Origin of the sequence: Streptomyces sp. NPDC006510 (assembly GCF_040611955.1) — a bacterium.
Taxonomy (GTDB): domain Bacteria; phylum Actinomycetota; class Actinomycetes; order Streptomycetales; family Streptomycetaceae; genus Streptomyces.
The window spans coordinates 1-21,115 of record NZ_JBEXPH010000145.1 but is presented as its reverse complement, the minus strand read 5'-3'; the positions used below and the strand labels follow the sequence as shown (position 1 = coordinate 21,115).

Here is a 21,115-nt window from a genome sequence, read left to right as displayed (position 1 = left end):
GGGGCGGCGGGCCTGGCGAAGGGCGGCTGGCTGCCGGAGCGGCTGGCTGCCGCGGTGGCGGAGCAGGGGGTACGGGCACGGGAGACGGCCGCGACCGGCCGGCCGGTGGACGGACCGGTGGACGGATCCGCCGAAGGCGCTGTCGACGGGCCGGTGGACGGATCCGCCAAGGATGCTGTCGCCGAGCCGGTCGACACACCGCCGGGCGCACCGGCCGGCGCACCCGCCCCCGGACTCGCCGTCGAACCTGCCCCGGTCCCGGCTCCTGTTCCTGTTCCTGTCCCGGCCCCGGACACGCAGACCACTCAGCTCGGGGACGTCGGGCGCCATGTCCCGACGACCGACCGGCCGACGACCCAGCTGTCCGTCCCGCCCGAACTCACCGGACGCCCCGCCGCCCCCGCCCCGGCCCCGGCCCTCCCCGCCGGACCCGCTCCGGCGCTGTCCGGCGGGGTGCCCGCCGTGCCCCCGCCCATGGTTCCGGTGACTCCCCGCCCGCTGCCGATCCCCACGAATCGCGCCGCCGCCCCCTCCTCCACCCGGTCCGCCTCCCCCGCCGTCGACCGGCGTGGTCTGCTGATCGGGCTCGCCGCCGGGGCCGCCGGGTTGGTTGTCGGCGGGGGCGGTGCGCTCGCGCTGGGAGGAGGTGACGGCGGGACGAGCGACGACCCCAAGCCCGCGCCGAGCCGCAGCGGTCCCACCGTCGCGGGACTGCCGCCGCAACCCCGCTGGGTGTACACCCACCCGGCGGCCCAACCGGCGCCGCTCACCGCCGCCGTCTGGAACGAGCGGCTGCTGGTGCTCACCGGCAAGAACGGCGCGACCGCCGTGGACCTGCGCACCGGACTCCGGGCCTGGCAGAACGCGGACGCCGCCGAGGGGAGCGCCGCCCTCCCCGCCGGGAAGGATCTCTGCTTCGTCGCCGGCCCGTCCGGGTTCCTCTGGCTGTCGCCGAAGGACGGAAAGACCGCGCACCGGGTGGATCACGCCGACCTGTCCCCCGGGACGCCGAAGCTCTCGGCGCCGGAGATCGTCGGCTCGTCCGGGCCGGTGATCTGGTTCACCGGCTCCGAGAAGGTCACCGTCAAGGCCCCGCCGCCGAAGAAGGGCAAGAAGCGCGGCAAGGACAAGCAGGTCGTGCGGGCCTATCTCTTCGCGTACGACATCGTGCGGCGCGAGCAGCTGTGGCGGACCCCCGTACCCGCCGGACGCGGCCCCGCCACCCCCGTACACCGGCTGATCGCGGTCCGGCAGGACGACCTGGTGGTACGTCAGAGCCCGGCCACCCTCGCCCCCGGCGACGTCAGGGCCGCCAAGGGCAAGGCGGTGTTCCGGAGCTTCGACCGCAAGACCGGCAAGGCGCTGTGGAGCAAGCAGTTCGGCACGGTCGCCCCGGACGCGGCGGCCATGGGCGACGAGCGGGGCCTGCTGTACGCGGCGGTGGGCGACGGCCTCCAGGCGTTCGAGACCCCGGCCGGCAAGCCGAAGTGGACACTGAACGGCACCGGCGGCACCCCGTACGGCACCCCTGTCGTCACCGGGACCGTACTGCACACCACCAACCGCAACCAGGAAGTGGGCGCGGTCGAGCGGGAGACCGGGCGGCTGCGCTGGCGGCGTTCGACGGAGGCGGCGATCGGCACCGCCGCACCCGCCGTCACCCTCAGCACGACCGGTCGTACGCTGCTGGCCGCGGACGGATCCCAGGTCACCGCGTTCGCCGCCGAGGACGGGCGGCGGCTGTGGAAGTTCCAGGACATCGGCGCCCAGGACCCGAAGGGACCCACGGTCACCGCCCCGTACCGGGTACTGGCAGCCGGGCGAACGGCCGTCGTGCAACGCGACCGGATCTTCTACGCGTTCCCGGTCTCCTAGGCCGGATCCGCGCACGGCCCAGGACCTCGTAGGGCGTCCGGGCGAACCCGGCTGCCGCCACACCGCGCGGTTCTTGCATCTCCGGACACCGGGTGACCGTATTGACACGTTGCGCTCACTTATGGGGTAGCCCCGTGATCGCCCCGTCACCGGAGGTGATGTCGTGTCAGGCGGAGTCTTGCGTGCGGTCTGCACCGCGGCTCTGGCCGCGGCCGTCGTGGCCTCGCCGGCGGCCGCCGCGCCCGTGGCCCCGGACCCCGCGGCGCCCGCGGGTGCGAAGGGAAGCGTCGCCCAGCTCCTGTCCGAGCTGCGGAAGCTGTACCAGCAGGCCGAGGAGGCCACCGAAACATACAACGGGACCGCCGCGGAGCTGAAGAAGCGCGCGGCACAGGCGAAGAAGCTCGACGCCGCTCTCGTCGTCACCCGGACCGCGCTGGCCGACAGCCGCGACGAGGCCGGGCAACTGGCCCGGGAGCAGTACCAGGGCCGGTCCGACTTCTCCGCGTACATGCGGCTCCTGCTGTCCCGGGACCCCGAACACCTCCTGGACCAGGAACACATGATCCGGCGTGCGGCGGCCGGACGGGCGGCGACGGTGAAGCGGCTCACCGGTGCGGAGAAGCGCGCCGCCGAGCTGGCGACCGAGTCCCGCAAGGTGCTCGACCGGCAGCAGGTCCTGGCCGCGAAGCAGAAGAAGCAGCGGGACACGGTCCGGTCGCGGCTGAAGGCCGTCGAGTCGATGCTGGCCACGCTCTCCGGCACACAGCTCACCGAGCTGTCCCGGCTCGAACAGCGGGACGTGAGGAAGGCACAGGGCACCCTGGTCGCCTCGGGGGCACTGTCCTCGACGAGGCCGCCGTCCGAAGCGGGCGGCGAGGCGGTGAAGTACGCGATCGACCAGGTCGGCAAGCCGTACGTGTGGGGCGCGGAGGGACCGGACTCGTTCGACTGCTCGGGGCTCACCTCGCAGGCCTGGGCGAAGGCGGGCCAGGTCATCCCGCGGACGTCGCAGGAGCAGTGGCGGCAGCTGCGGAAGGTCCCGGTGAACGCGCTGCGCCCGGGTGACCTGGTGATCTACTTCCCGAAGGCCACCCATGTGGCGCTGTACATCGGCAACGGTCTGGTGGTGCAGGCACCCCGGCCGGGCTCCCGGGTGAAGGTCTCGCCGGTGGCGTCGAATCCGCTGCTCGGCGCCGTACGGCCGGACCCGCGGAGCGCGCCGCTGTCCTCGTACAGGCCGCCGCAGCTCCCGCAGGGGGCCACCTCGGGCTCGGACACGGGGTACAGCTCGTCGTCGGCCCCGTCGGCCTCCGGGCAGTAAACGGCGGGGGAACGGAACGCCGGCAGGGGCCGGATCCGGTCGGATGCCCGACGGACCCGGCCCTGCCGCGGTGTTCAGGCGGTCTGCGCCGCCCCGGAGACCTCGGCGAGGTACGCGTTGGTCTTCTCCGGGTCGAAGAAGAAGTTGTCGAAGTCCGCCGGGTTGTTGAAGCCGTTGGCGAAGCGGTCGGCGACCGGCTGGAGCTGGCCGGCGGCGCCGATCAGGTTCAGCACGTGCTCCGGCGGTACGCCGAGCATCGCGTTGGTCCACTTCACGACGTGCTGCGTGGTCTCCCAGTGCCGGTCGAACGTGGCCTGCATCCACTCCGCGTCGAACTCGCGGTCGCCGTGCTCAAGGATCGAGTTCAGGTAGGAGTTCGCACACTTGGAGGCCGTGTTGGAGCCCTGGCCGGTGATCGGGTCGTTGGCGACGACCACGTCCCCCACGCCGAGGACCAGACCGCCGCCGGGCAGCCGGCCGATCGGCTTGCGGACGGTCGGGGCGTAGCGGCCCGCCAGGGTGCCGTTGGCATCGGTCAGTTCGACCTTGGTGGCGCGGGCGTACTCCCACGGCAGGAACCGCTCCATGAGCTCCAGCGTCTTGGCGAGGTGCTCGGAGGGGTCCTTGATGCCCTGGAACACGTCGAGCGGGCCGCCCGGGACGCCCTCCCAGAACAGGATGTCGGCGCGGCCGGACGTGGTCAGGGTCGGCATCACGAAGAGTTCGCCGACGCCGGGGACCAGGTTGCAGCGGACCGCGTCGAACTCGGGGTGTTCGGGGCGCGGGCCCATGCCGTGGACGTACGCGACGGCCAGGGCGCGCTGCGGGGTGTCGAACGGCGAACGGGAGGCGTCCCGGCCGAACATGGAGACCAGCTCGCCCTTGCCCGCGGAGACCATCACCAGGTCGTACGTACGGGAGAAGTAGTCCAGGTCGGAGACGGCCGCGCCGTGGATGACGAGCTGTCCGCCGCGCTGGGCGAAGGTCTCCATCCAGCCGGCCATCTTCACGCGCTGGTCGATGGACTGGGCGAAGCCGTCCAGCTTGCCGACCCAGTCGACGGCGCGCGAGGAGTCCGGCGCCGCGACGGAGACGCCGAGGCCCTCGATGCGCGGGGCCTGGGACTCCCAGAAGTTGAGCTGGTAGTCACGCTCGTACTGGAGCGCGGTGTGGAACATGCACTGCGTCGACATGACCCGGCCGGAGCGGACCTCGTCGGCGGTGCGGTTGGACATCAGGGTGACTTCGTACCCGTGGGACTGAAGTCCGAGGGCCAGCTGGAGACCGGACTGACCGGCTCCGACTATGAGTATCTTCCGCATCGCGGTTCTCCGTTGTGTGTGGCTAGGCCGGGGTTGCGTCGAGTGCGTGGCCCACCAGGGCCAGCAGCGACTCGACGACGGTGATCCTGTTACGTGCGTCCATGATCACAACAGGCACGTGCGGGGGCACGGTCAGGGCCTCCCGGACGTCTTCGGCCTCGAACCCGGGTGTTCCCTCGAAGTGGTTGACGGCCACGATGTACGGCAGCCCACAGCTCTCGAAGTAGTCGAGGGCGGGGAAGCAGTCGGCGAGCCGGCGGGTGTCGGCCATCACGACCGCGCCGATCGCGCCGCGCACCAGGTCGTCCCACATGAACCAGAAGCGCTGCTGGCCCGGGGTGCCGAACACGTACAGCACGAGGTCGTCGTCGAGCGTGAGCCGGCCGAAGTCCATCGCGACGGTCGTGGTGACCTTGTCGGGCGTCGCGGAGAGATCGTCGGTCTCCTCGCTGGCCTGGGTCATCATCGCTTCGGTCTTCAGCGGGGTGATCTCGGAGACCGACCCGACGAATGTCGTCTTGCCCACGCCGAACCCGCCGGCGACCACGATCTTCGTGGCGATCGGGGCCCTGGTGTGGTCCAGCTGCCAGGCCTGGATCGATTCCTCGGCCTGGTCCTTGGCGCCCGGCTGACGCGGGGCGAAGAGCGGCGACTCAGAGACGGCGGAGTCCATTGAGCACCCTTTCGAGCAGTGCGCGGTCGGGCTGGCCGGTGCCGTGACCGGTCCCGTACACGCGGATCTTTCCTTGGTCGGCCAAGTCGCTGAGCAGCACCCGGACCACGCCGAGCGGCATCTTCAACAGGGCCGAGATCTCCGCGACCGTACGCATCCGGCGGCAGATTTCGACGATGGCCTGGAGCTCCGGCATGACGCGGCCGGCCAGGTTGCCGTTGGTCAGCTCACGGCGCTCCTCGGGCGCTTCGAGCGCGGCGACGAACGTCTCGACGAGCAGGACGTGGCCGAAGCGGGTGCGTCCGCCGGTGAGCGAGTACGGGCGGACCCGCGCGGGCCTTCGGTCGGACCCGCGGACGGGGAGCCTGCGGGCGGATTCAGCAGCGGGCTTCACTGGGTGCTCTCCATCGATTTGCGCAGTTCACTGCGGAGTTCGGGGGTGAGTACGTGTCCGGCTCGGCCGACGAAGAGCGCCATGTGGTAGGCGATGACGCTCATGTCGCAGTCCGGGGTGGCATGCACACCGAGCAGCGAGCCGTCGCTGATCGACATGACGAAGACGCTGCCCTCGTCCATGGCGACCATCGTCTGCTTGACGCCGCCCCCGTCCATCAGCTTGGCGGCGCCGATGGTGAGGCTGCCGATGCCGGAGACGATGGTCGCCAGGTCGGCGCTGGAGCCCTTGGGACCGCCCTGCCCACCGCCGCCGGTCCGGGTGATCAGATGGCCGGGGTCCGAGGAGAGCAGCATCAGTCCGTCGGACGAGACGACGGTGACCGAGTGGACCCCTGGCACCTCCTCCACCAGATTGCTCAGCAACCAGTGAAGGTTACGGGCCTCGGTACTCAGCCCGAATGTGCTGGGCGCAGTCAACTGCGTGCCTCCTCGACTGTGTCCCCCGTCTCATCCGTCCGAACGGTCCGGCCGCCGTCGTGGCCGACCGCCTCACTGTGTGCGGTGTGTGCGGGGTGCCCACCGGGTGCGGTCGTTCCCGGGAGCGACTGGGTGGCTGTGATCTCGGCGATCTCCGCCTCGACATCCCGGCGGCCGTTCTTGGCGCCCTGGTGGAAGCCGCCGAGCCGGCGGCGCAGCGCCTCCTTGTCCAGGTTGCCCTTGCGCTCGGTGGTGGGTGCCGTGGTGGGCTTGACGACCTTGGGGGTGCGCTTGGGCAGCCCCTTGTCCGTGATGCGCTCGCCGGTCTGCTGGGGCTCGGTCTGCTGCTCCTCCGGCTGCCGGGGACCGGGCAGTGCGTCGGCCAGGGGCGTGGGTGCCGGGGCGGGCGCGGGGGCCGGGGCCGGGGCGGCGGTGTGCGGCTCCGGGACCTCGTCCGTGGCGCGCTCATGGCGGTCGGGGCCGATGGCGTACGGGTCGGGCGCCTCGATCTCGGGGGCGTCCACGAACTCCGGCACCACCGGGAGCCGGACCTGCATCGTGACCTCGGCCTCCGTCTCGGCCGGGGCCTGCGCTCCGGCCGGGGCGGGCTCGGGGGCGGCGGGCGCCGACCCGGCCTCCGACTCGCGGATCGTCTGCTCGGCGGCGGCGATCAGCGGGTCACCGGGCATGGCGAGGCCACGGCTCGGCAGCGCGTTGGAGTTGGCCTCGGCGACCGATCCCGGGAGGTTCAGCGCGGGCGCCTCCCCGGAGACCCGCACCGGCGGCGGGGTGGCGGCCGGGGGCGCCTTCGGCAGCAGGGTCTGGGGCAGTACGACGACCGCCGTGACCCCGCTGCCCTTGTGGTCGCGCAGTTGGACCCGCACGCCGTGGCGCGCGGCCAGCAGGGAGGTGACCTGGAGGCCGAGCCCGGCCCCGTCGGCACTCTGCTCACCCGCCTCGAACAGAGTGGGGTCGCCCAGCCGGGTGTTGAGCTCGCCCATCCGCACGGCCGACATCCCGATGCCCTCGTCCTGGACGGAGAGCATCACCTCGCCGCTCTCCAGCAGCCAGCCGGAGAGCTGGACATGGGAGTCGGGCGGCGAGAAGGAGGTGGCGTTCTCCAGGAGTTCGGCGACGAGGTGGCTGAGGTCGTCGGCGGCGAAGCCGGCGATCTGGGCGTGCGGCGGCAGGGACTGGATGGTGACCCGCTCGTACCGCTCGATCTCCGACACGGCCGCGCGCAACACGTCGACCAGCGGGATCGGTCCGGCGTGCCCGTGGCCGTGCTCGGCGCCCGCGAGGACCAGCATGTTCTCGCTGTGCCTGCGCATGACGGTGGCCATGTGGTCGAGCTTGAAGAGGGTGGCGAGCCGCTCCGGGTCGTGCTCCCGCTCCTCCAGGCTCTCGATGACCCCGAGCTGGCGCTCGACGAGGCCGAGGGTGCGCAGCGAGAGGTTGACGAAGGTGTGGTGGACCGTGTTCTTCAGCCGCTCCAGCTGGGCGCCGAGGTCGGAGGCCAGGACCTGGAGCTCGGCGCGCTGGAGGGTGAGGGCCTCACGTCCGGCGATCAGCTCGCCGCGCTCGCTCTGCAGGCTCTCGAAGCGGCCGTTGAACTCGTGGAGGAGTCCCTGGAGCCTGCCGTGCAGGCTGTTGAGGGACCGTACGACCTGGGCGAACTCGTCGTTGCGGCCGGTGTAGCGGACCGGTTCGGCGGTGTCGGGCTCGGTGGCGAGGCGGGCGGCGCCGATCCGCAGGACGGCGAGCGGCTGGGTGAGCGTGCGGGCCACGGCGGTGGAGACGCCGACGGCGATCAGCAGGCAGCCGCCGAGCAGCGCGATGCGCAGTTCGAGCGCGGTGACGTCGTCGTCGCGCAGCTGCTCCAGGCGCTGGATCTGTTCGGTGCCGAGGGCCGACTCGACGCTCCGCATCCGGTCGATCCGCGCGGAGAGCGCCGCCTCGGCCTTCTTGCGGTTGGTCCGCTGGTCGGAGTCCGACAGCTCGGGGCGGTCGGTGAGGGAGTTGAGGTACTTCTCCGCGCTGTTGACCTCGGGCCCGGTGACGGTGGACGACAGCTTGTCGCGGGCGGTGGAGCCCGCGGCCTGGTCGAAGTCGGCGAGCGAGGCGAGTTCGCGGACCCGGGCCTGCTGGGCGGCGGTGCTCAGCTCGTCACGGGTGCGGGCGTCCTTGTCGCTGCCGCCGTCCTGGGGCTGCATCGGCAGTCCGGTCACCGGGTCGATCTGCGGGACCGTGACCTTGCGGGGCACCGAGAGCGCGGCGATCAGCAGCCCGCGGGTGGCGGAGGCCTGCTCGGTGGCCTGGCCGAGGGCGAGCGGGGCGCGGGTGGCCTCGGCCGCGCGCGGCGGGGTCTTCTCGGCGAGCTCGTCGGCCAGCGCGTGGAGCTTGGCGATGACCTCGGAGTAGGCCTGGTGGGCCTCCAGTGCCGTGCCCTTGCCGCTGAGCGCGTCGCGGCGCAGGGACGGGACGGTGGAGAGGTCGCGGCGCAGCGCGGCCGGGGCCGCGCCCCGGATCTCGTCGACCTTCTGGTCGACGCGGGCGCTGCGGGAGTCGTCCTTGCCGTCCGTCGCGCCGGACGCCTCGTCACTTCCGGCCGCGATCCGGGTGGTGACCTCGTCGCGCTCGTCCGCGAGGGCGTGGGCGAGCGCGATGGCCTGCTGGTTCAGCTCGGCGAGGGTGACCAGCCGTTGCGATTCGTTCAGTTCGGAGGAGGCGGCGAGGATCGCGGGCGTGCCCGCGGCGATGACGGTGATACCGACCACCGCGACGCCGGCGACCAGCCGGCTCCGCACGCGCACGGTGCGCCGGGTGCCCTCGCTCTCGGCAGGTGCCGGTGGCGTCACCCCGGAACCGCTCCGCTTGCCGCCCTTGCTCCGAGGCCGCTTCTTCTGCACCGGTGCTCGCAATCTTGACTCGTCCGCCCTTGAAGCAGAGGTGACGCACGGTCACATGTAACGAGCGCCCCGACCCCTGGTACGGCTTCCGACCATTCCAGTGCTTTTGAGAAGGGGGCGCGCATCGACGACTCCGCCACCTGAACGAGTGAACATCACTCCAGAGTTGGCGAACAAGTTTGCCCCGGGGGCCCCTCGGTCACACCTGGTCCGTCGGCTGGAACTTCCGCGCAGGCTTTGGCAGGATGCCCGCCCGCACGCCCCACGGAGTCATTCCTTCCGCTCCGGACACTCGCCTGACCTGCTGGTGCAGGCCAATCCCGGTCGGGTGCAGGGCTCGTGAAGGCGTCGTGCAGACTGGCCGTATGCGCATCGAACTGGCCACCGTCGCCGGCAGCCCGGAACGCCCGAACGAGGACTGGGCCGCCACCGCGCTTCCCGCTTCCGGCCAGGGCGGGGCGCTGATCCTGCTCGACGGGGTGACCCCGCCCCGGGGTGACGACGGTTGTGTGCACTCGGTCCCCTGGTTCACCGCCCGGCTGGGCGGCGCACTGGCCGAACTGTCCGGTTCGCGGCGGGATCTGACCCTTCAGGAGATCCTGGCAGTGTCCATCCGACGCACCGCCGACACGCACCGCCCCCTGTGTGACCTTTCTCACGTACGGACTCCTCAGGCCACGGTCGTCATGGCGCGCTGGGACGACCGCGAGGTCGAACACCTGGTGCTCTCCGATTCCGTACTGCTGTTCGAGGCATACGACGGGAGCGTGCGCCCCCTGCTCGACGACCGGCTCGACCGCCTGCCGCCCGGCTCGCTGAGCTCCGAGGAGATCACCGACACCCGGCTGCGGAACAAGGAGGGCGGCTTCTTCACCGCCGCCGCCGACCCCTCCGTGGCGGCCCGCGCGGTCACCGGACGCACCCCGCTCGACCAGGTGCGGGCGATCGCCGCGCTGACCGACGGGGCGGCCCGCTGGACCGAGATGTTCCACGAGGGCGACTGGGCGGACTGCCTCGCGGTTCTCCACAAGGAAGGCACGCAGGGGCTGATCGACCGGGTCAGGGCCTTGGAGGACGCGGACACCGAGCGCAGGCGGCTGCGCCGCAGCAAGACCCACGACGACGCGACGGCGGTCTACGCGGTGCTGTGACGGCGCACCGGGAGGCCGTCCCGGCGCGCGTCGGTTATCGATCCGATGGGGCGTCAGCCCCCGCCCGGAGGACGTAAGCCCCTGACCTGATGAGGCGTCAATCTCCGCCGAGCGCACAAAAAAATCAGATCCCGACCCGATGAGGCGTCAGCCCCTGCCCGGCGCACGTCAGCCCTCGGCCCGATGGGGCGTCAGTCCTCGGCGCGGGCGTTCAAGTGGTGCAGCAGCCGGGCCAGTTCGGCCACCTCGGCCCGGTCCCAGTCGTCGAGCTTGCGGACATAGCGCTCACGGCGGGCGTCGCGCACACTGCGGTAGCGGGCCAGCCCCTCGGCGGTGAGGCGGACGAGAAAGGCCCGGCCGTCGGCCGGATCGGGTTCACGGGCCACCAGTCCGAGGTCTTCCAGGGCGCGCAGTTGACGGCTCATGGTCGCCTTGCCCACCCCGAAGTAGGCCGCGAGATCGGTGGCCCGCTGCTGCCCGGCCGACTCCAGCCGGACGAGCAGTCCGTACGCGGCGGCCTCCAGTTCCGGGTGGACCTCGCGCGCCATCTCCCCGGAATTGGCCCGTGCCCGGCGCAGAAAGACGGCCAACTCCCGCTCCAGGGCAAGGAATGCGTGGTCCACACCACTCCCCCCGGTCGCGCCGGGTTCACTACCGCTTTCGCTCCCGTGCACGTCAACACCCCTCGTGAGCTTTCCTGTCGCTGAAAATTTCTTTCGCCGCTGGTCATCGCCGCAGCTCCGTCAGTATTTCGCAGGCGTAGACCAACGGCAGCGACCAGGCCCCCTTCCGCAGCACGGGTCTACGTGCGTAGCGTCATGCCTGGCATGTTCACACCATTACATGCCGACAGGGGTGCGCCCTGCGTCCCCCTGGGATCAGCACGTCCCCCCACCACGTCCTCGGAGGCACTCCCCATGCCGGTGCTCAGATCCACTTCCAAGACGTCCCGCCGCTCGCGCTTCGCGGCGGCCGGAACCCTGCTCGCAGCCCTCTCCCTGCTCCTCACCCTGCCCGGCGCGGCGAGCGCCGCCGGCACCCATGACGCGGCGGCAGCCGCCAAGAAGCCCGCCCGCGGTACGGCCACGATGGGCATGGGCGTCATCGCCCACGACGGCCAGGACGGACTGCCGGGGAACACCCTCGCCGTCCAGACCGAAGGCGTCGACGTCTCCGGCCACCAGGGCAACGTCGCCTGGTCGACGCTCTGGAACAGCGGTGTGAAGTGGGCCTACGTCAAGGCCACCGAGGGCACGTACTACAAGAACGACTACTTCACCCAGCAGTACAACGGCTCGTACAACATCGGCATGATCCGGGGCTCGTACCACTTCGCCACCCCGAACACCACGAGCGGCGCCACCCAGGCCAACTACTTCGTGGACAACGGGGGCGGCTGGTCACGGGACGGCAAGACGCTGCCCGGCGTGCTCGACATCGAGTGGAACCCGTACGGCGACCAGTGCTTCGGCAAGACCGCGGCCGGCATGGTCTCGTGGATCCGCGACTTCGTGAACACGTACAAGGCGCGCACCGGACGCGACGCGGTCATCTACACCGCGACCAGCTGGTGGAAGACCTGCACCGGGAACAACGCCAGCTTCGGCACCACCAACCCGCTGTGGGTGGCCCGCTACGCCTCCACGGTCGGTGAGCTCCCGGCCGGCTGGGCCTTCTACACGATGTGGCAGTACACCTCGTCCGGTCCCTACGTCGGCGACCACGACCGCTTCAACGGCGCCCTCGACCGCGTGCAGGCTCTCGCCAACGGCTGAGTCCGGCCGCCGCATCGTCGCGCCCCACCGCTTCACTCAGCAGAGCCCCGGTCACTCGCCGGGGCTCTCCCCTTTTCACGCCTACGACCAGGGATTCCGCCCTCGGGAACGGCAGCGGACCCCCCTCTATACACCGCATGTATACGCACTATGTATAGTCCTTCTCTGCCGCACATCGTGCGTCCTGTTCAGCTACGGAGGAGTGACCCGCCTTGTCCATGAAGACGAAGTCGATCGGTACGGGGTTGGCCGCGGCCCTTGTGACGGCACTCACCCTCACGCTGAGCGGCTGCTCCATGCAGACCACCGCGCCCGCCTCGGCACGCGGTGACGCGGGCTCCGACGCCAAGGGCTCCTTCGGCCCGGTCGACTGCCGCAAGGCGAAGTGCATAGCGCTGACCTTCGACGCGGGGCCGGGCGAGGACACCCCGCACCTGCTGGACATCCTCAAGGAGAAGAAGGTGCACGCGACCTTCTTCCTGCTCGGCAAGAACCACGTCAAGAAGCACCCCGACACCGTGCGCAGGATCGCCGCCGAGGGGCACGAGGTGGCCAACCACACCTGGACCCACAAGATCCTGACGGACCAGAAGCCGGCCGACATACGTGCCGAGCTGAAGAAGACGCAGGACGCGATAGCGGAGATAACCGGCAAGAAGCCGCGCCTCATGCGCCCGCCGCAGGGCCGCACCGACGACACCGTCTCGGACATCAGCAGGGACCTCGGGCTCTCCCAGGTCCTGTGGAGCGCCACCGCGAAGGACTACTCCACGACCGACTCGGCGCTGATCAAGAAGCGCATCCTGGACCAGGCGAGCAAGGACGGCGTCATCCTGCTGCACGACATCTACAAGGGCACGGTGCCCGCGGTGCCGGGCATCATCGACGAACTGAAGAAGCAGGGCTACACCTTCGTCACCGTCCCGCAGTTGATGGCGCCCGCCGAACCGGTCCCGGGGACCATCTACCGCCCCTGAGCCAAGGGCGGGAAACCGGCAGGGCCCCCGGCCCCGGATCAACGTGCTGCTGGATGCGCCGGGGGCGAGACGCGTTTCCAGGCGGGGGCGCAGGCGACGCTGCGGGGGTGGCCGGAGGTGTGGACACCGGTACGGATGCCGGTGTCCCCGTCGGCCGGGGACGCGGAACGGCCCGCCCACCCGTTGCCGGGAAGGCGGGCCGTCCGTACCGGTCGCGTACGTGGTGCCACGTCCGTCACGCCGTGGCGGCTACGCCGCGGCCGGGATCCGCTCCCCGGTCCGGGCCTCGGCCGGGGCCAGGGCGATCTCCAGGACCTGGCGGACGTCGGTCACCGGGTGGACCTCCAGTGTGTCCAGGACCTCGGCGGGGACGTCGTCCAGGTCGGCCTCGTTCCGCTTCGGGATCACCACGGTGGTGATGCCGGCGCGGTGCGCGGCCAGCAGCTTCTGTTTCAGCCCGCCGATCGGCAGCACCCGTCCGGTCAGCGAGACCTCACCGGTCATCGCCACGTCCGTACGGACCAGCCGTCCGGAGAGCAGCGAGGCCAGCGCCGTCGTCATGGTGATACCGGCGCTCGGGCCGTCCTTCGGGACCGCGCCCGCCGGGAAGTGGATGTGCACGCCGCGGTCCTTCAGGTCCGCGACCGGCAGCTCCAGCTCCGCGCCGTGCGACCGCAGGAAGCTCAGCGCGATCTGCGCGGACTCCTTCATGACGTCGCCGAGCTGACCGGTGAGGGTCAGTCCGGATGCCCCGGTCTCCGGGTCGGCCAGCGACGCCTCCACGAACAGCACGTCGCCGCCCGCGCCGGTCACCGCGAGTCCGGTGGCCACACCGGGCACCGAGGTGCGGCGCTCGGCCGGGTCCTGGGCGGACTCGGGGACGTGGTGCGGCCGTCCGATCAGAGCGCGCAGATCCGCATCGGTGACCGTGAACGGGAGCTCCCGGTCGCCCAGTTCGTGCTGGGCCGCGACCTTGCGGAGCAGCCGGGCGACGGCCCGCTCCAGGTTCCGTACGCCCGCTTCACGGGTGTACTCGCCGGCCAGCCTGCGCAGCGCGGACTCGTCGAGCGTCACCTCGTCCTTCTCCAGGCCGGCCCGCTCCAGCTGACGCGGGAGCAGGTGGTCCCGGGCGATGACGACCTTCTCGTCCTCGGTGTAGCCGTCGAGCCTGACCAGCTCCATGCGGTCGAGCAGGGCCTCCGGGATGGCTTCGAGCACATTGGCCGTGGCCAGGAAGACGACGTCGCTGAGGTCGAGTTCGACCTCCAGGTAGTGGTCGCGGAAGGTGTGGTTCTGCGCCGGGTCGAGGACTTCGAGGAGGGCGGCCGCCGGGTCGCCCCGGAAGTCGGAGCCGACCTTGTCGATCTCGTCGAGCAGGACGACCGGGTTCATCGAACCGGCCTCCTTGATGGCCCGCACGATACGTCCGGGGAGCGCACCCACGTACGTACGCCGGTGGCCGCGGATCTCCGCCTCGTCCCGCACACCGCCGAGCGCGACGCGGACGAACTTGCGGCCCATGGCGTGTGCGACGGATTCGCCGAGCGAGGTCTTGCCCACGCCCGGAGGCCCCACCAGCGCCAGCACGGCACCGCCGCGCCGCCCCCCGACGACCCCCAGGCCGCGGTCGGAACGCCGCTTGCGGACGGCCAGGTACTCGGTGATGCGCTCCTTCACGTCCTGCAGGCCCGCGTGCTCGGCGTCGAGGATGCGCTGGGCGCCCCGGATGTCGTAGGCATCCTCGGTCCGCTCGGTCCACGGCAGTTCGAGCACGGTGTCGAGCCAGGTCCTGATCCAGGAGCCCTCGGGGCTCTGGTCGGAGGAGCGCTCCAGCTTGTCGACCTCCTTGAGCGCGGCCTCGCGGACGTGCTCGGGAAGGTCGGCGGCCTCGACGCGGGCCCGGTAGTCGTCGGACTCGTCCTCCGGGTCGCCGTTCAGCTCGGAGAGTTCCTTGCGCACGGCTTCGAGCTGGCGTCGCAGCAGGAATTCGCGCTGCTGCTTGTCGACGCCCTCCTGGACGTCCTTGGCGATGGACTCGGCGACGTCCTGCTCGGCGAGGTGTTCACCGAGCCACTGGATGGCGAGCTTCAGCCGGGCGACCGCGTCCGTGGTCTCCAGGAGCTGCACCTTCTGGGCGGTGGTGAGGAAGGGCGAGTAACCGGAATTGTCGGCGAGCGCGGAGATGTCCTCGATCTGCTGGACCCGGTCCACGACCTGCCAGGCGCCGCGCTTCTTCAGCCAGCTGGTGGCGAGCGCCTTGTACTCCTTGACCAGCTCGGCGGCGGCTCCGGGGAGCGGGTCGGGGACGACCGCGTCGACCCGTGCCCCCTCCACCCAGAGCGCGGCGCCCGGCCCGCTGGTCCCGGCCCCGATCCGCACCCGGCCCCGGCCGCGGATGAGCGCGCCCGGATCCCCGTCCGAAAGCCGTCCGACCTGCTCGACGGTGCCGATGACACCGGTGCCGGTGTACGTACCGTCGATCCGCGGCACCAGAAGCACTTCGGGCTTGCCGCCGCCGTCACGGGCCGCGGCCTGTGCGGCCTCCACGGCGGCACGTACATCGGTGTCGGAGAGGTCCAGAGGCACCACCATCCCGGGCAGCACGACCTCGTCGTCGAGCGGCAGCACGGGCAGGGCGAGCGGAGTGACCGCATTGGAATCGGTAGCCATGATCTCCCCTTCGGCAGTCAAGTTGAGTTATGCAGACTCAATGCTCCTGATCCGCCCATTGTTCCCCGGAGCGTGTTCGCTGTGAGCGATCGCGCGGTGTCTCCGGGCCACCGGCGGAAGGGTTCGAGGTCGCGTACGCCGACCAGGGCGGGTCTGAGTTCCGTCGCTCGCTGGTGGATGCCTGGGCAGTGCGGTTCGAGGACGTCGCGCCGGTACGCGCGTTCAAGTCGTACAAGGGGCAGCGGCATCTGCCGGGCCTGTGGTGGTCGTCCACAGTGGGCGGGCACATCGGGTACGAGTCCTGGCTGGAGCGCGATCATGTGTTGCTGCTGGACTTCGACCCATCGGGGGTGGGGATCTCGTCTCAGCCGTTCTGGCTGTTCTGGCGGTCGGATGCGGGCAAGGGCATCTCGCATGCGCCGGACTACTTCGCCCACCGCGAGAACGGCGGGGTGGTGATCGATTGCCGTCCGGCGGATCGGCGCAAGCCCTGGGAGGAGATGAAGTTCGAGGCGACGCAGGCAGCCCGCGCCCAGGTGGGGTGGGAGTTCCGGCTGGTGGGGGCGCCGGACGCGATCGTTGTGCGCAATGTGCGTTGGCCGGCGGGCTACGGCCGTCCCCGGCACCGGCTGGAACCCGTGGCCTCCGAGCTGCTGGCGGCGTTCGCCGAGCCACAGCCAGTGATGGGCGGGGCCTCGGCGGTCGGGGACTCGATCAGGGTGCTGCCGGTGCTGTTCCACCTGCTGTGGTCGCACGAGCTGACAGCGGATGTGTCGGTGCCGCTGCATACTCTCTCGCCGGTGTCAGCAGGGGTGCGGAGGTGACGGCCGGTCCGGGCAAGCCGGCGTTGCGGCCAGGGGACTGGGTCACCTACGACGACGGGTATCACCAGGTGGTGGCGCTCGCCGGCACGTCCGTGCGGCTGCGGCCGGCGACGGGGGCGGAATCGGTGGTGGCGGCGTCGTATCTGATGGCGGCGCCGGACTTCGCTGTCACCGGCACGGAGCCGCTGCCTGCAGTGGAGCCGTCCGGGTTGCTCGCGACGTTGCCGGAGTCGGTGCGGGAGGCGGCACGCGAGTGGGAACGGCACATGATGGAGATCGAGACTGGCCTGCCGCCCGGCACCGCGCTCGGTACTCCGCCGCGCCCCGGATACGACCCGGCTGCCTTCTCGCTGATGGTCCCTGGTCGGCACCCTGGAGGCCATGCTCCGGCTGCACCACCACCGGCCCGGAACGCCGCCCGGCCTGAGCGAGTACCTCTACCACCGCTCCGGCGGCTTGATCGGCAGCCTGTCACAGCTCATCCGCGGCGCCGCCGTGCTCGCCAGCGCCACGACAAAAGCGCTCTGTGGTTCAACCGCACCCGCCGCAACGCAGGCCGGAACCTGTTTTTCCACAACCACGTCAAAGCCGTCCTCACCCGCGCATGGACCCCCGCCTACGAGAAGTTCGAAGGCGTGATCTGGCACAGCGCACACGTCGACGAGCAGATGAAGACCGACACCGCCCCCGAACGGCAGCAAGCACACGCTGGTTCTCGGAGCCCGTTCCGGCCCCGCCTACAAGCGAGCGGTGGCCCCAGCACCCTCCCGCACCGGTGATCGGCTGGAACGGATCAGTCCTTGCGCCCCGTCACGGCGACGGTGACACCGAGCCCGATCATGGTGAGCCCGCCGATCCCACCGACCAGGGAAAGCCGCTGCGGTGAGCGCGCGAACCAGTCCCGGCCAGTGGCCGCGACCAGCCCCCACACCATGTCGGACGCCACAGCAATGATGTTGAAGACCAGGCCCAACAGCAGCATCTGCACCGCGACATGCCCCTGACCGCGGTCAACGAACTGCGGCAACACGGCGGCGAAGAACACGATGGTCTTGGGATTCGTCACGCCGACTGCGAACCCCTCCCAAAACGTCCGCAGACCACTCTGCGCAGCCCCCACCCCGGTGACCGCTGCCCCCAACGACCCACGGCCACGCCATGCCTTGACGCCGAGAAACACCAAGTAAGCGGCACCCGCCAGCTTGAGCACCGTGAAGACAAGAACCGAGCGCTCCACCACCGACCCGACCCCGAATGCCACGGCCACGATCAGCACATAGGCGCCGAGCGTGTTCCCCACAACCGTGGTCAGCGCGGCACGGCGTCCCTGCGCCAGCGCCCGCCCGATCACGAACAGCACGCTGGGGCCGGGAATCACGATCAGCAAGAACGACATGGCCGCGAAGGCGAGCAAACGGTCAGTAGACACCATGAAGCCCATGCAAACACGGGGAGGGACCGCCCTTCCAGCCGTATTCCCCGTCCAAGTCCGAGCACCGGAGGCTGGGGCCGCTTCACGTCCGTGCGGCCGCACACGCGAACCTGCCGCAGCCACTCACGGAAAACGCAGACTCAATCTGCACAGAATCCGGACCCGCAACGCAGCCCATCTCTTCGCCCCGCACCCATCACGATGCAACAACAAGCTGCACCGGACAGATGCGCTCGCGTCATGCGTCCGCCCGCACCGGGCCCGGCCGAAGCGGGGCGGAGCCGGGCGGGGCGGGGCGGAGCCGGGCGGGGCGGGGCGGAAAATCATTCGGCTCGTCCCGGAAATCCGGGCACAGTGCCCGGATGAACGACGACAGCGGCGGCCGAGGGCTGAACGAGGACGGGACGATCCGGCGGGAGGGCTCGCTGGACCGCGTGCCCGCGGCGTTCGCCCCCGTGGTGGAGGCTGCCCGGTCCCGGATCGCCGAGGTCTTCGACGGCACGCGGCTGCACAGCGCGTACATCTACGGCAGCATTCCGCGCGGCACGGCCATTCCCGGTGTCTCCGATCTGGATCTGCTGCTGGCGCTGCGCGAGGAACCCACGGCCGCCGACGAGGCGGCGGTGCGCGCCATGGAGGCCGGCCTGGACTCCGCGTTCGGTCAGATCGACGGTGTCGGCATCCTGTCGGCCCGCGCCGCCACCCTCACCAGCGAGTTCGAACGCCACGACCTCGGCTTCTTCCTCGCCTGTCTCTGCACCCCGCTGCTGGGGGAAGATCTCGCCGAGGGGCTGCCGTGCTACCGCCCGACCCCGCTGCTTGCCCGCGAGACCAACGGGGACCTGGTTCTCTCGCTGCCCCGCTGGCGGCGCAGGGCCGCCGAAGCCGCCACGGACGCCGAACGCCGGAACCTCAGCCGCGGCGCCGCCCGCAAGATCGTCCGGTCCGGCTTCACCCTGGTCATGCCGCGGTGGCGCGGCTGGACCAGCGACCTGGCCGAGTCCGCCGAGGTGTTCGCCCGCTACTACCCGGACCACCCGGAGCGGATCGAGCAGATGCGACTGGCCGCGTACACCGGCCGCACCCCCTCCGCCGACCCGGCCGTCCTCACGACGCTCATCGAGGACCTGGCACCCTGGCTGGCGGCCGAGTACCTCGCGGTGCACGGCGAGAAGGCGCCGCGCCCCTGACCGCACCGGCCCGGCGCAGCAGCGGCCAGCAGGCCACACCGAGCAGCAGCGCCATCGGATGGCCCCAGTCGGCGAGCGGGTTGCTCAGCTCGACCAGATCGAGCGCCAGCATCACGCCCGTCCCGCCGAGCAGCAGCACCCGCAGCAGCGGGGCGAACAGCCCGGCGAGCGCGCCCACGCTCGCCATCAGCCCGAAGCTGATCCCGTAGTCGAGGCGGTGCAGCGACGACTCCGGCAGATGCCCGGCGACCACGGAGAGCCCGACCGGGATCTCCGTGGCGAGCGTCGCCACGACATGGCCGAGCACGAACACCGCGGCGGTCCGCCATCCCCCGATACGGCGTTCCAGCGCGTTCAGTACGAGCGCGAGGACGAAGACCATCGGGGAGGCGAGTCCGCCGACGACCCACAGGGCGCTGGCGGCCAGGACGAGCAGCGGGGCCTCGCCGAGGTGCGCGACGTCCGTGCTCGATTCGCGCAGCACGGCGGCGACGGTGGCGGGATCGGCGTACTCCATGAACAGTGACGTGGCGACCAGCACCAGCAGGTACCCGAAGGTGAACGGGGTTCTGGTGGGTGTCGGCAGTGGCCGCAGCCCGCGGCAGGCCCTGCGGACCGGGGGTGGCGGCGGGGCCGCGGCGCGGCCCGTGCGGCCCTGGCGCGGTATGGCGTCGAGCAGCGGAGCCGCGGAGGGTTCTTCGCAAATCTCCCTGTCCGTACGCTGATGCACCGCGCGAGGCCCCTTTCCCTGACAAGCCCCCGAAGCAACGTCCTACCCTCTGTGATCTTCCTCCTCGCCGTCTATGGCGTGAGCCACACACGCCGCCCGTGAACCGGCCCGGGTCCGTCGCCCGATAAAGAGGTGTGAAGCTGTTGCGCCCCTCGGGGGAGGACCCGGACGACGAGGCCCTGCTGCGTGCCGTCGCCCAGGGGGATACGGAGGCCCTGGCGACGCTCTACGACCGGCACGCCGGCTGGCTGCTGGCCCGGCTGAGCAGACGGTGCGCGGATGCCGAGACCGTACGGGAGGTTCTTCAGGACACCTTCGTGACGGTCTGGCGCTCCGCCGGATCGCACCGCGGTGCCCGGGTCGGCGGCTGGCTGTGGGTGATCGCCTCGCGTCGGCTGGTCGACGCCCAGCGGGTGCACGCCCGTACCGATCTCGCCGACCGCGCCGAGCGGACCGGGAGCAACGAGTGGGCCGCCACCGCGCCGTCCGCCGAGGAGCGGGTGCTGGCCGGGCTGGAGTACGGGGATGTGGGCGCCGCGCTCGACCGGATCTCGCCCGAGCTGCGGGAGGTCCTGCGCGCCACGGTCATCGACGGGCTGACGACCCGCGAGACGGCCCGGCTCCTCGGCATACCCGAGGGCACGGTCAAGACCCGGGCGATGCGGGCCAGACGAGAGCTGCGCGCCGCACTGGAACTGTCGGTTCCGGAGGTCGGACCGCTGGGAGGAACGGCATGACCAGGACGGGAGGCGGTGGCATGCCCCATTGGCACGTGAGCGCGGAGCTGGCCGGGCGGTACGCCGCCGGTTCGGTGACGGAGACGGACGCGTGGTCCGTCGAGAAGCACGTGGAGGCGTGCGGGGAGTGCGCGGCCCGGCTCTCGGCGGCGGTACGGGCACGGCCGGAGACAGGGGCCGCGCTGGACGCGGTGCGCGCGGGGGTGCTGGCCGCGGTGGCGGCGGAGGGGATACCGGCGAGGGGGCCCGTCCACAGAGCCCGGCACCCGGCGCCCGCCCACAGAGCCCGGCACCTGGGGCCCGTCCGCAGTGCCCGGCACCTGGGGCCCGTCCGCAGTGCCCGGCGCCGCTTCCCCGGGGCCGTCACCCGCGCCGGGCGGCTGCTGTGGTCCGCCGGACCCGCGCTGCGCGGCCCGTGGCTGCTGGCGCTGCTGCTGGTGGCGGTCGGGGCCCTCGTGCTGGCGTACGGGGCCGGGGTCGGCGACACCGCCCGCCCACTGCTCCTCGTCGTCGCGCCGATGCTGCCGCTCGCCGGGGTCGCCCTGTCCTACGGCCGGCACGCGGACCCGATGCACGAGATCACCGCCGCCACCCCGTCCGGCGGGCTGCGGCTGCTGACCAGAACCGCCGCCGTGCTCGCCGTGAGCATCCCGGCG

At 71.4% G+C, this 21,115-nt stretch carries 18 protein-coding genes and 1 pseudogene; 10 read left to right on the top strand and 9 right to left on the bottom strand.

Annotation, left to right across the window (positions count from 1 at the left end):
• Both ABZY11_RS32085 and ABZY11_RS32080 read left to right on the top strand, forming a co-directional pair.
• On the top strand, positions 1 to 1,875 hold a 1,875-nt coding region (locus ABZY11_RS32085), incomplete at its 5' end, for a PQQ-binding-like beta-propeller repeat protein (RefSeq protein WP_356482512.1).
• A 163-nt stretch (positions 1,876 to 2,038) separates the two neighbouring features.
• Entirely contained in the window at positions 2,039 to 3,196 is a 1,158-nt protein-coding gene (locus ABZY11_RS32080) for a C40 family peptidase (protein ID WP_356482511.1), read from the top strand.
• 74 nt (positions 3,197 to 3,270) lie between these two features.
• On the opposite strand, the gene ABZY11_RS32075 is transcribed toward ABZY11_RS32080, so the two are convergent.
• Genes ABZY11_RS32075 through ABZY11_RS32055 form a run of 5 tightly spaced genes read right to left on the bottom strand, consistent with a single transcriptional unit; the run spans position 3,271 to position 8,973 of the window.
• Positions 3,271 to 4,518: a styrene monooxygenase/indole monooxygenase family protein gene (locus ABZY11_RS32075; protein ID WP_356482510.1), complete on the bottom strand. Its 1,248-nt coding sequence runs from the start codon at positions 4,516 to 4,518 to the stop codon at positions 3,271 to 3,273.
• A 22-nt stretch (positions 4,519 to 4,540) separates the two neighbouring features.
• Positions 4,541 to 5,191 (bottom strand): ATP/GTP-binding protein, encoded by a 651-nt coding sequence (locus ABZY11_RS32070; RefSeq protein ID WP_356482509.1) that lies wholly within the window; start codon positions 5,189 to 5,191, stop codon positions 4,541 to 4,543.
• Positions 5,172 to 5,585: a DUF742 domain-containing protein gene (locus tag ABZY11_RS32065; RefSeq protein WP_356482508.1), complete on the bottom strand. Its 414-nt coding sequence runs from the start codon at positions 5,583 to 5,585 to the stop codon at positions 5,172 to 5,174. The genes ABZY11_RS32070 and ABZY11_RS32065 overlap by 20 nt, the downstream gene beginning before the upstream one ends.
• Positions 5,582 to 6,064, bottom strand: a complete 483-nt coding sequence (locus ABZY11_RS32060; RefSeq protein WP_356482507.1) for a roadblock/LC7 domain-containing protein — start codon at positions 6,062 to 6,064, stop codon at positions 5,582 to 5,584. Before ABZY11_RS32060 ends, ABZY11_RS32065 begins: the two co-directional genes overlap by 4 nt.
• Positions 6,061 to 8,973, bottom strand: a complete 2,913-nt coding sequence (locus ABZY11_RS32055) for a nitrate- and nitrite sensing domain-containing protein (RefSeq protein WP_356482506.1) — start codon at positions 8,971 to 8,973, stop codon at positions 6,061 to 6,063. The genes ABZY11_RS32060 and ABZY11_RS32055 overlap by 4 nt, the downstream gene beginning before the upstream one ends.
• Positions 8,974 to 9,338: 365 nt before the next feature.
• Here ABZY11_RS32055 and ABZY11_RS32050 point away from each other — a divergent pair, with 365 nt between their 5' ends.
• Positions 9,339 to 10,124 carry a hypothetical protein gene (locus ABZY11_RS32050; RefSeq protein WP_356482505.1) on the top strand — a complete coding sequence of 262 codons (786 nt, stop codon included), beginning with the start codon at positions 9,339 to 9,341 and terminating at the stop codon, positions 10,122 to 10,124.
• A gap of 191 nt (positions 10,125 to 10,315) precedes the next feature.
• Here ABZY11_RS32050 and ABZY11_RS32045 read toward each other — a convergent pair whose 3' ends face one another.
• Entirely contained in the window at positions 10,316 to 10,798 is a 483-nt protein-coding gene (locus ABZY11_RS32045) for a MarR family transcriptional regulator (protein WP_356482504.1), read from the bottom strand.
• Between the two features lie 243 nt (positions 10,799 to 11,041).
• Between ABZY11_RS32045 and ABZY11_RS32040 the strand changes: the two genes are divergently transcribed.
• Together ABZY11_RS32040 and ABZY11_RS32035 are read left to right on the top strand one after the other, a co-directional pair.
• A complete protein-coding gene (locus ABZY11_RS32040; protein WP_356482503.1) occupies positions 11,042 to 11,899 on the top strand; it encodes a lysozyme in 858 nt (285 codons plus the stop codon).
• Between the two features lie 218 nt (positions 11,900 to 12,117).
• On the top strand, positions 12,118 to 12,876 hold the full coding sequence (locus ABZY11_RS32035; protein WP_356482514.1) for a polysaccharide deacetylase family protein: 759 nt from the start codon (positions 12,118 to 12,120) through the stop codon (positions 12,874 to 12,876).
• A 249-nt stretch (positions 12,877 to 13,125) separates the two neighbouring features.
• On the opposite strand, the gene lon is transcribed toward ABZY11_RS32035, so the two are convergent.
• The gene (gene lon, locus ABZY11_RS32030) at positions 13,126 to 15,546 is read right to left on the bottom strand and encodes an endopeptidase La (protein WP_356482502.1); all 2,421 of its coding nucleotides are present in this window, start codon (positions 15,544 to 15,546) and stop codon (positions 13,126 to 13,128) included.
• 173 nt (positions 15,547 to 15,719) lie between these two features.
• On the opposite strand from lon, the gene ABZY11_RS32025 reads away from it, so the two are divergent.
• Together ABZY11_RS32025 and ABZY11_RS32020 are read left to right on the top strand one after the other, a co-directional pair.
• On the top strand, positions 15,720 to 16,370 hold the full coding sequence (locus ABZY11_RS32025; RefSeq protein WP_356482501.1) for a TnsA-like heteromeric transposase endonuclease subunit: 651 nt from the start codon (positions 15,720 to 15,722) through the stop codon (positions 16,368 to 16,370).
• Positions 16,367 to 17,149 (top strand): hypothetical protein, encoded by a 783-nt coding sequence (locus ABZY11_RS32020; RefSeq protein WP_356482500.1) that lies wholly within the window; start codon positions 16,367 to 16,369, stop codon positions 17,147 to 17,149. Before ABZY11_RS32025 ends, ABZY11_RS32020 begins: the two co-directional genes overlap by 4 nt.
• Before the next feature lie 14 nt (positions 17,150 to 17,163).
• Here the strand turns inward: ABZY11_RS32020 and ABZY11_RS32015 are convergent, their stop codons facing one another.
• A complete protein-coding gene (locus ABZY11_RS32015; RefSeq protein ID WP_356482513.1) occupies positions 17,164 to 17,802 on the bottom strand; it encodes a LysE family translocator in 639 nt (212 codons plus the stop codon).
• Positions 17,803 to 18,164: 362 nt separating this feature from the next.
• On the opposite strand from ABZY11_RS32015, the gene ABZY11_RS32010 reads away from it, so the two are divergent.
• Positions 18,165 to 18,992, top strand: a complete 828-nt coding sequence (locus tag ABZY11_RS32010) for a nucleotidyltransferase domain-containing protein (RefSeq protein ID WP_356482499.1) — start codon at positions 18,165 to 18,167, stop codon at positions 18,990 to 18,992.
• Here ABZY11_RS32010 and ABZY11_RS32005 read toward each other — a convergent pair.
• Positions 18,919 to 19,722 (bottom strand): rhomboid-like protein, encoded by an 804-nt coding sequence (locus ABZY11_RS32005; RefSeq protein ID WP_356482498.1) that lies wholly within the window; start codon positions 19,720 to 19,722, stop codon positions 18,919 to 18,921. The genes ABZY11_RS32010 and ABZY11_RS32005 overlap by 74 nt on opposite strands.
• A 134-nt stretch (positions 19,723 to 19,856) precedes the next feature.
• Between ABZY11_RS32005 and ABZY11_RS32000 the strand changes: the two genes are divergently transcribed.
• Together ABZY11_RS32000 and ABZY11_RS31995 are read left to right on the top strand one after the other, a co-directional pair.
• Positions 19,857 to 20,459 (top strand): RNA polymerase sigma factor, encoded by a 603-nt coding sequence (locus ABZY11_RS32000; protein WP_356482497.1) that lies wholly within the window; start codon positions 19,857 to 19,859, stop codon positions 20,457 to 20,459.
• Between the two features lie 20 nt (positions 20,460 to 20,479).
• Positions 20,480 to 21,115, top strand: a pseudogene (locus ABZY11_RS31995) (zf-HC2 domain-containing protein); the annotation flags it as partial.

Bases quoted from the DNA above. Each gene is read 5' to 3' on its own strand.
- ABZY11_RS32075 (WP_356482510.1), bottom strand. From the start codon at position 4,518: ATGCGGAAGATACTCATAGTCGGAGCCGGTCAGTCCGGTCTCCAGCTG.
- ABZY11_RS32070 (WP_356482509.1), bottom strand. From the start codon at position 5,191: ATGGACTCCGCCGTCTCTGAGTCGCCGCTCTTCGCCCCGCGTCAGCCG.
- ABZY11_RS32050 (WP_356482505.1), top strand. From the start codon at position 9,339: ATGCGCATCGAACTGGCCACCGTCGCCGGCAGCCCGGAACGCCCGAAC.
- ABZY11_RS32040 (WP_356482503.1), top strand. From the start codon at position 11,042: ATGCCGGTGCTCAGATCCACTTCCAAGACGTCCCGCCGCTCGCGCTTC.
- ABZY11_RS32035 (WP_356482514.1), top strand. From the start codon at position 12,118: ATGAAGACGAAGTCGATCGGTACGGGGTTGGCCGCGGCCCTTGTGACG.
- lon (WP_356482502.1), bottom strand. From the start codon at position 15,546: ATGGCTACCGATTCCAATGCGGTCACTCCGCTCGCCCTGCCCGTGCTG.
- ABZY11_RS32015 (WP_356482513.1), bottom strand. From the start codon at position 17,802: ATGGTGTCTACTGACCGTTTGCTCGCCTTCGCGGCCATGTCGTTCTTG.
- ABZY11_RS32010 (WP_356482499.1), top strand. From the start codon at position 18,165: ATGAACGACGACAGCGGCGGCCGAGGGCTGAACGAGGACGGGACGATC.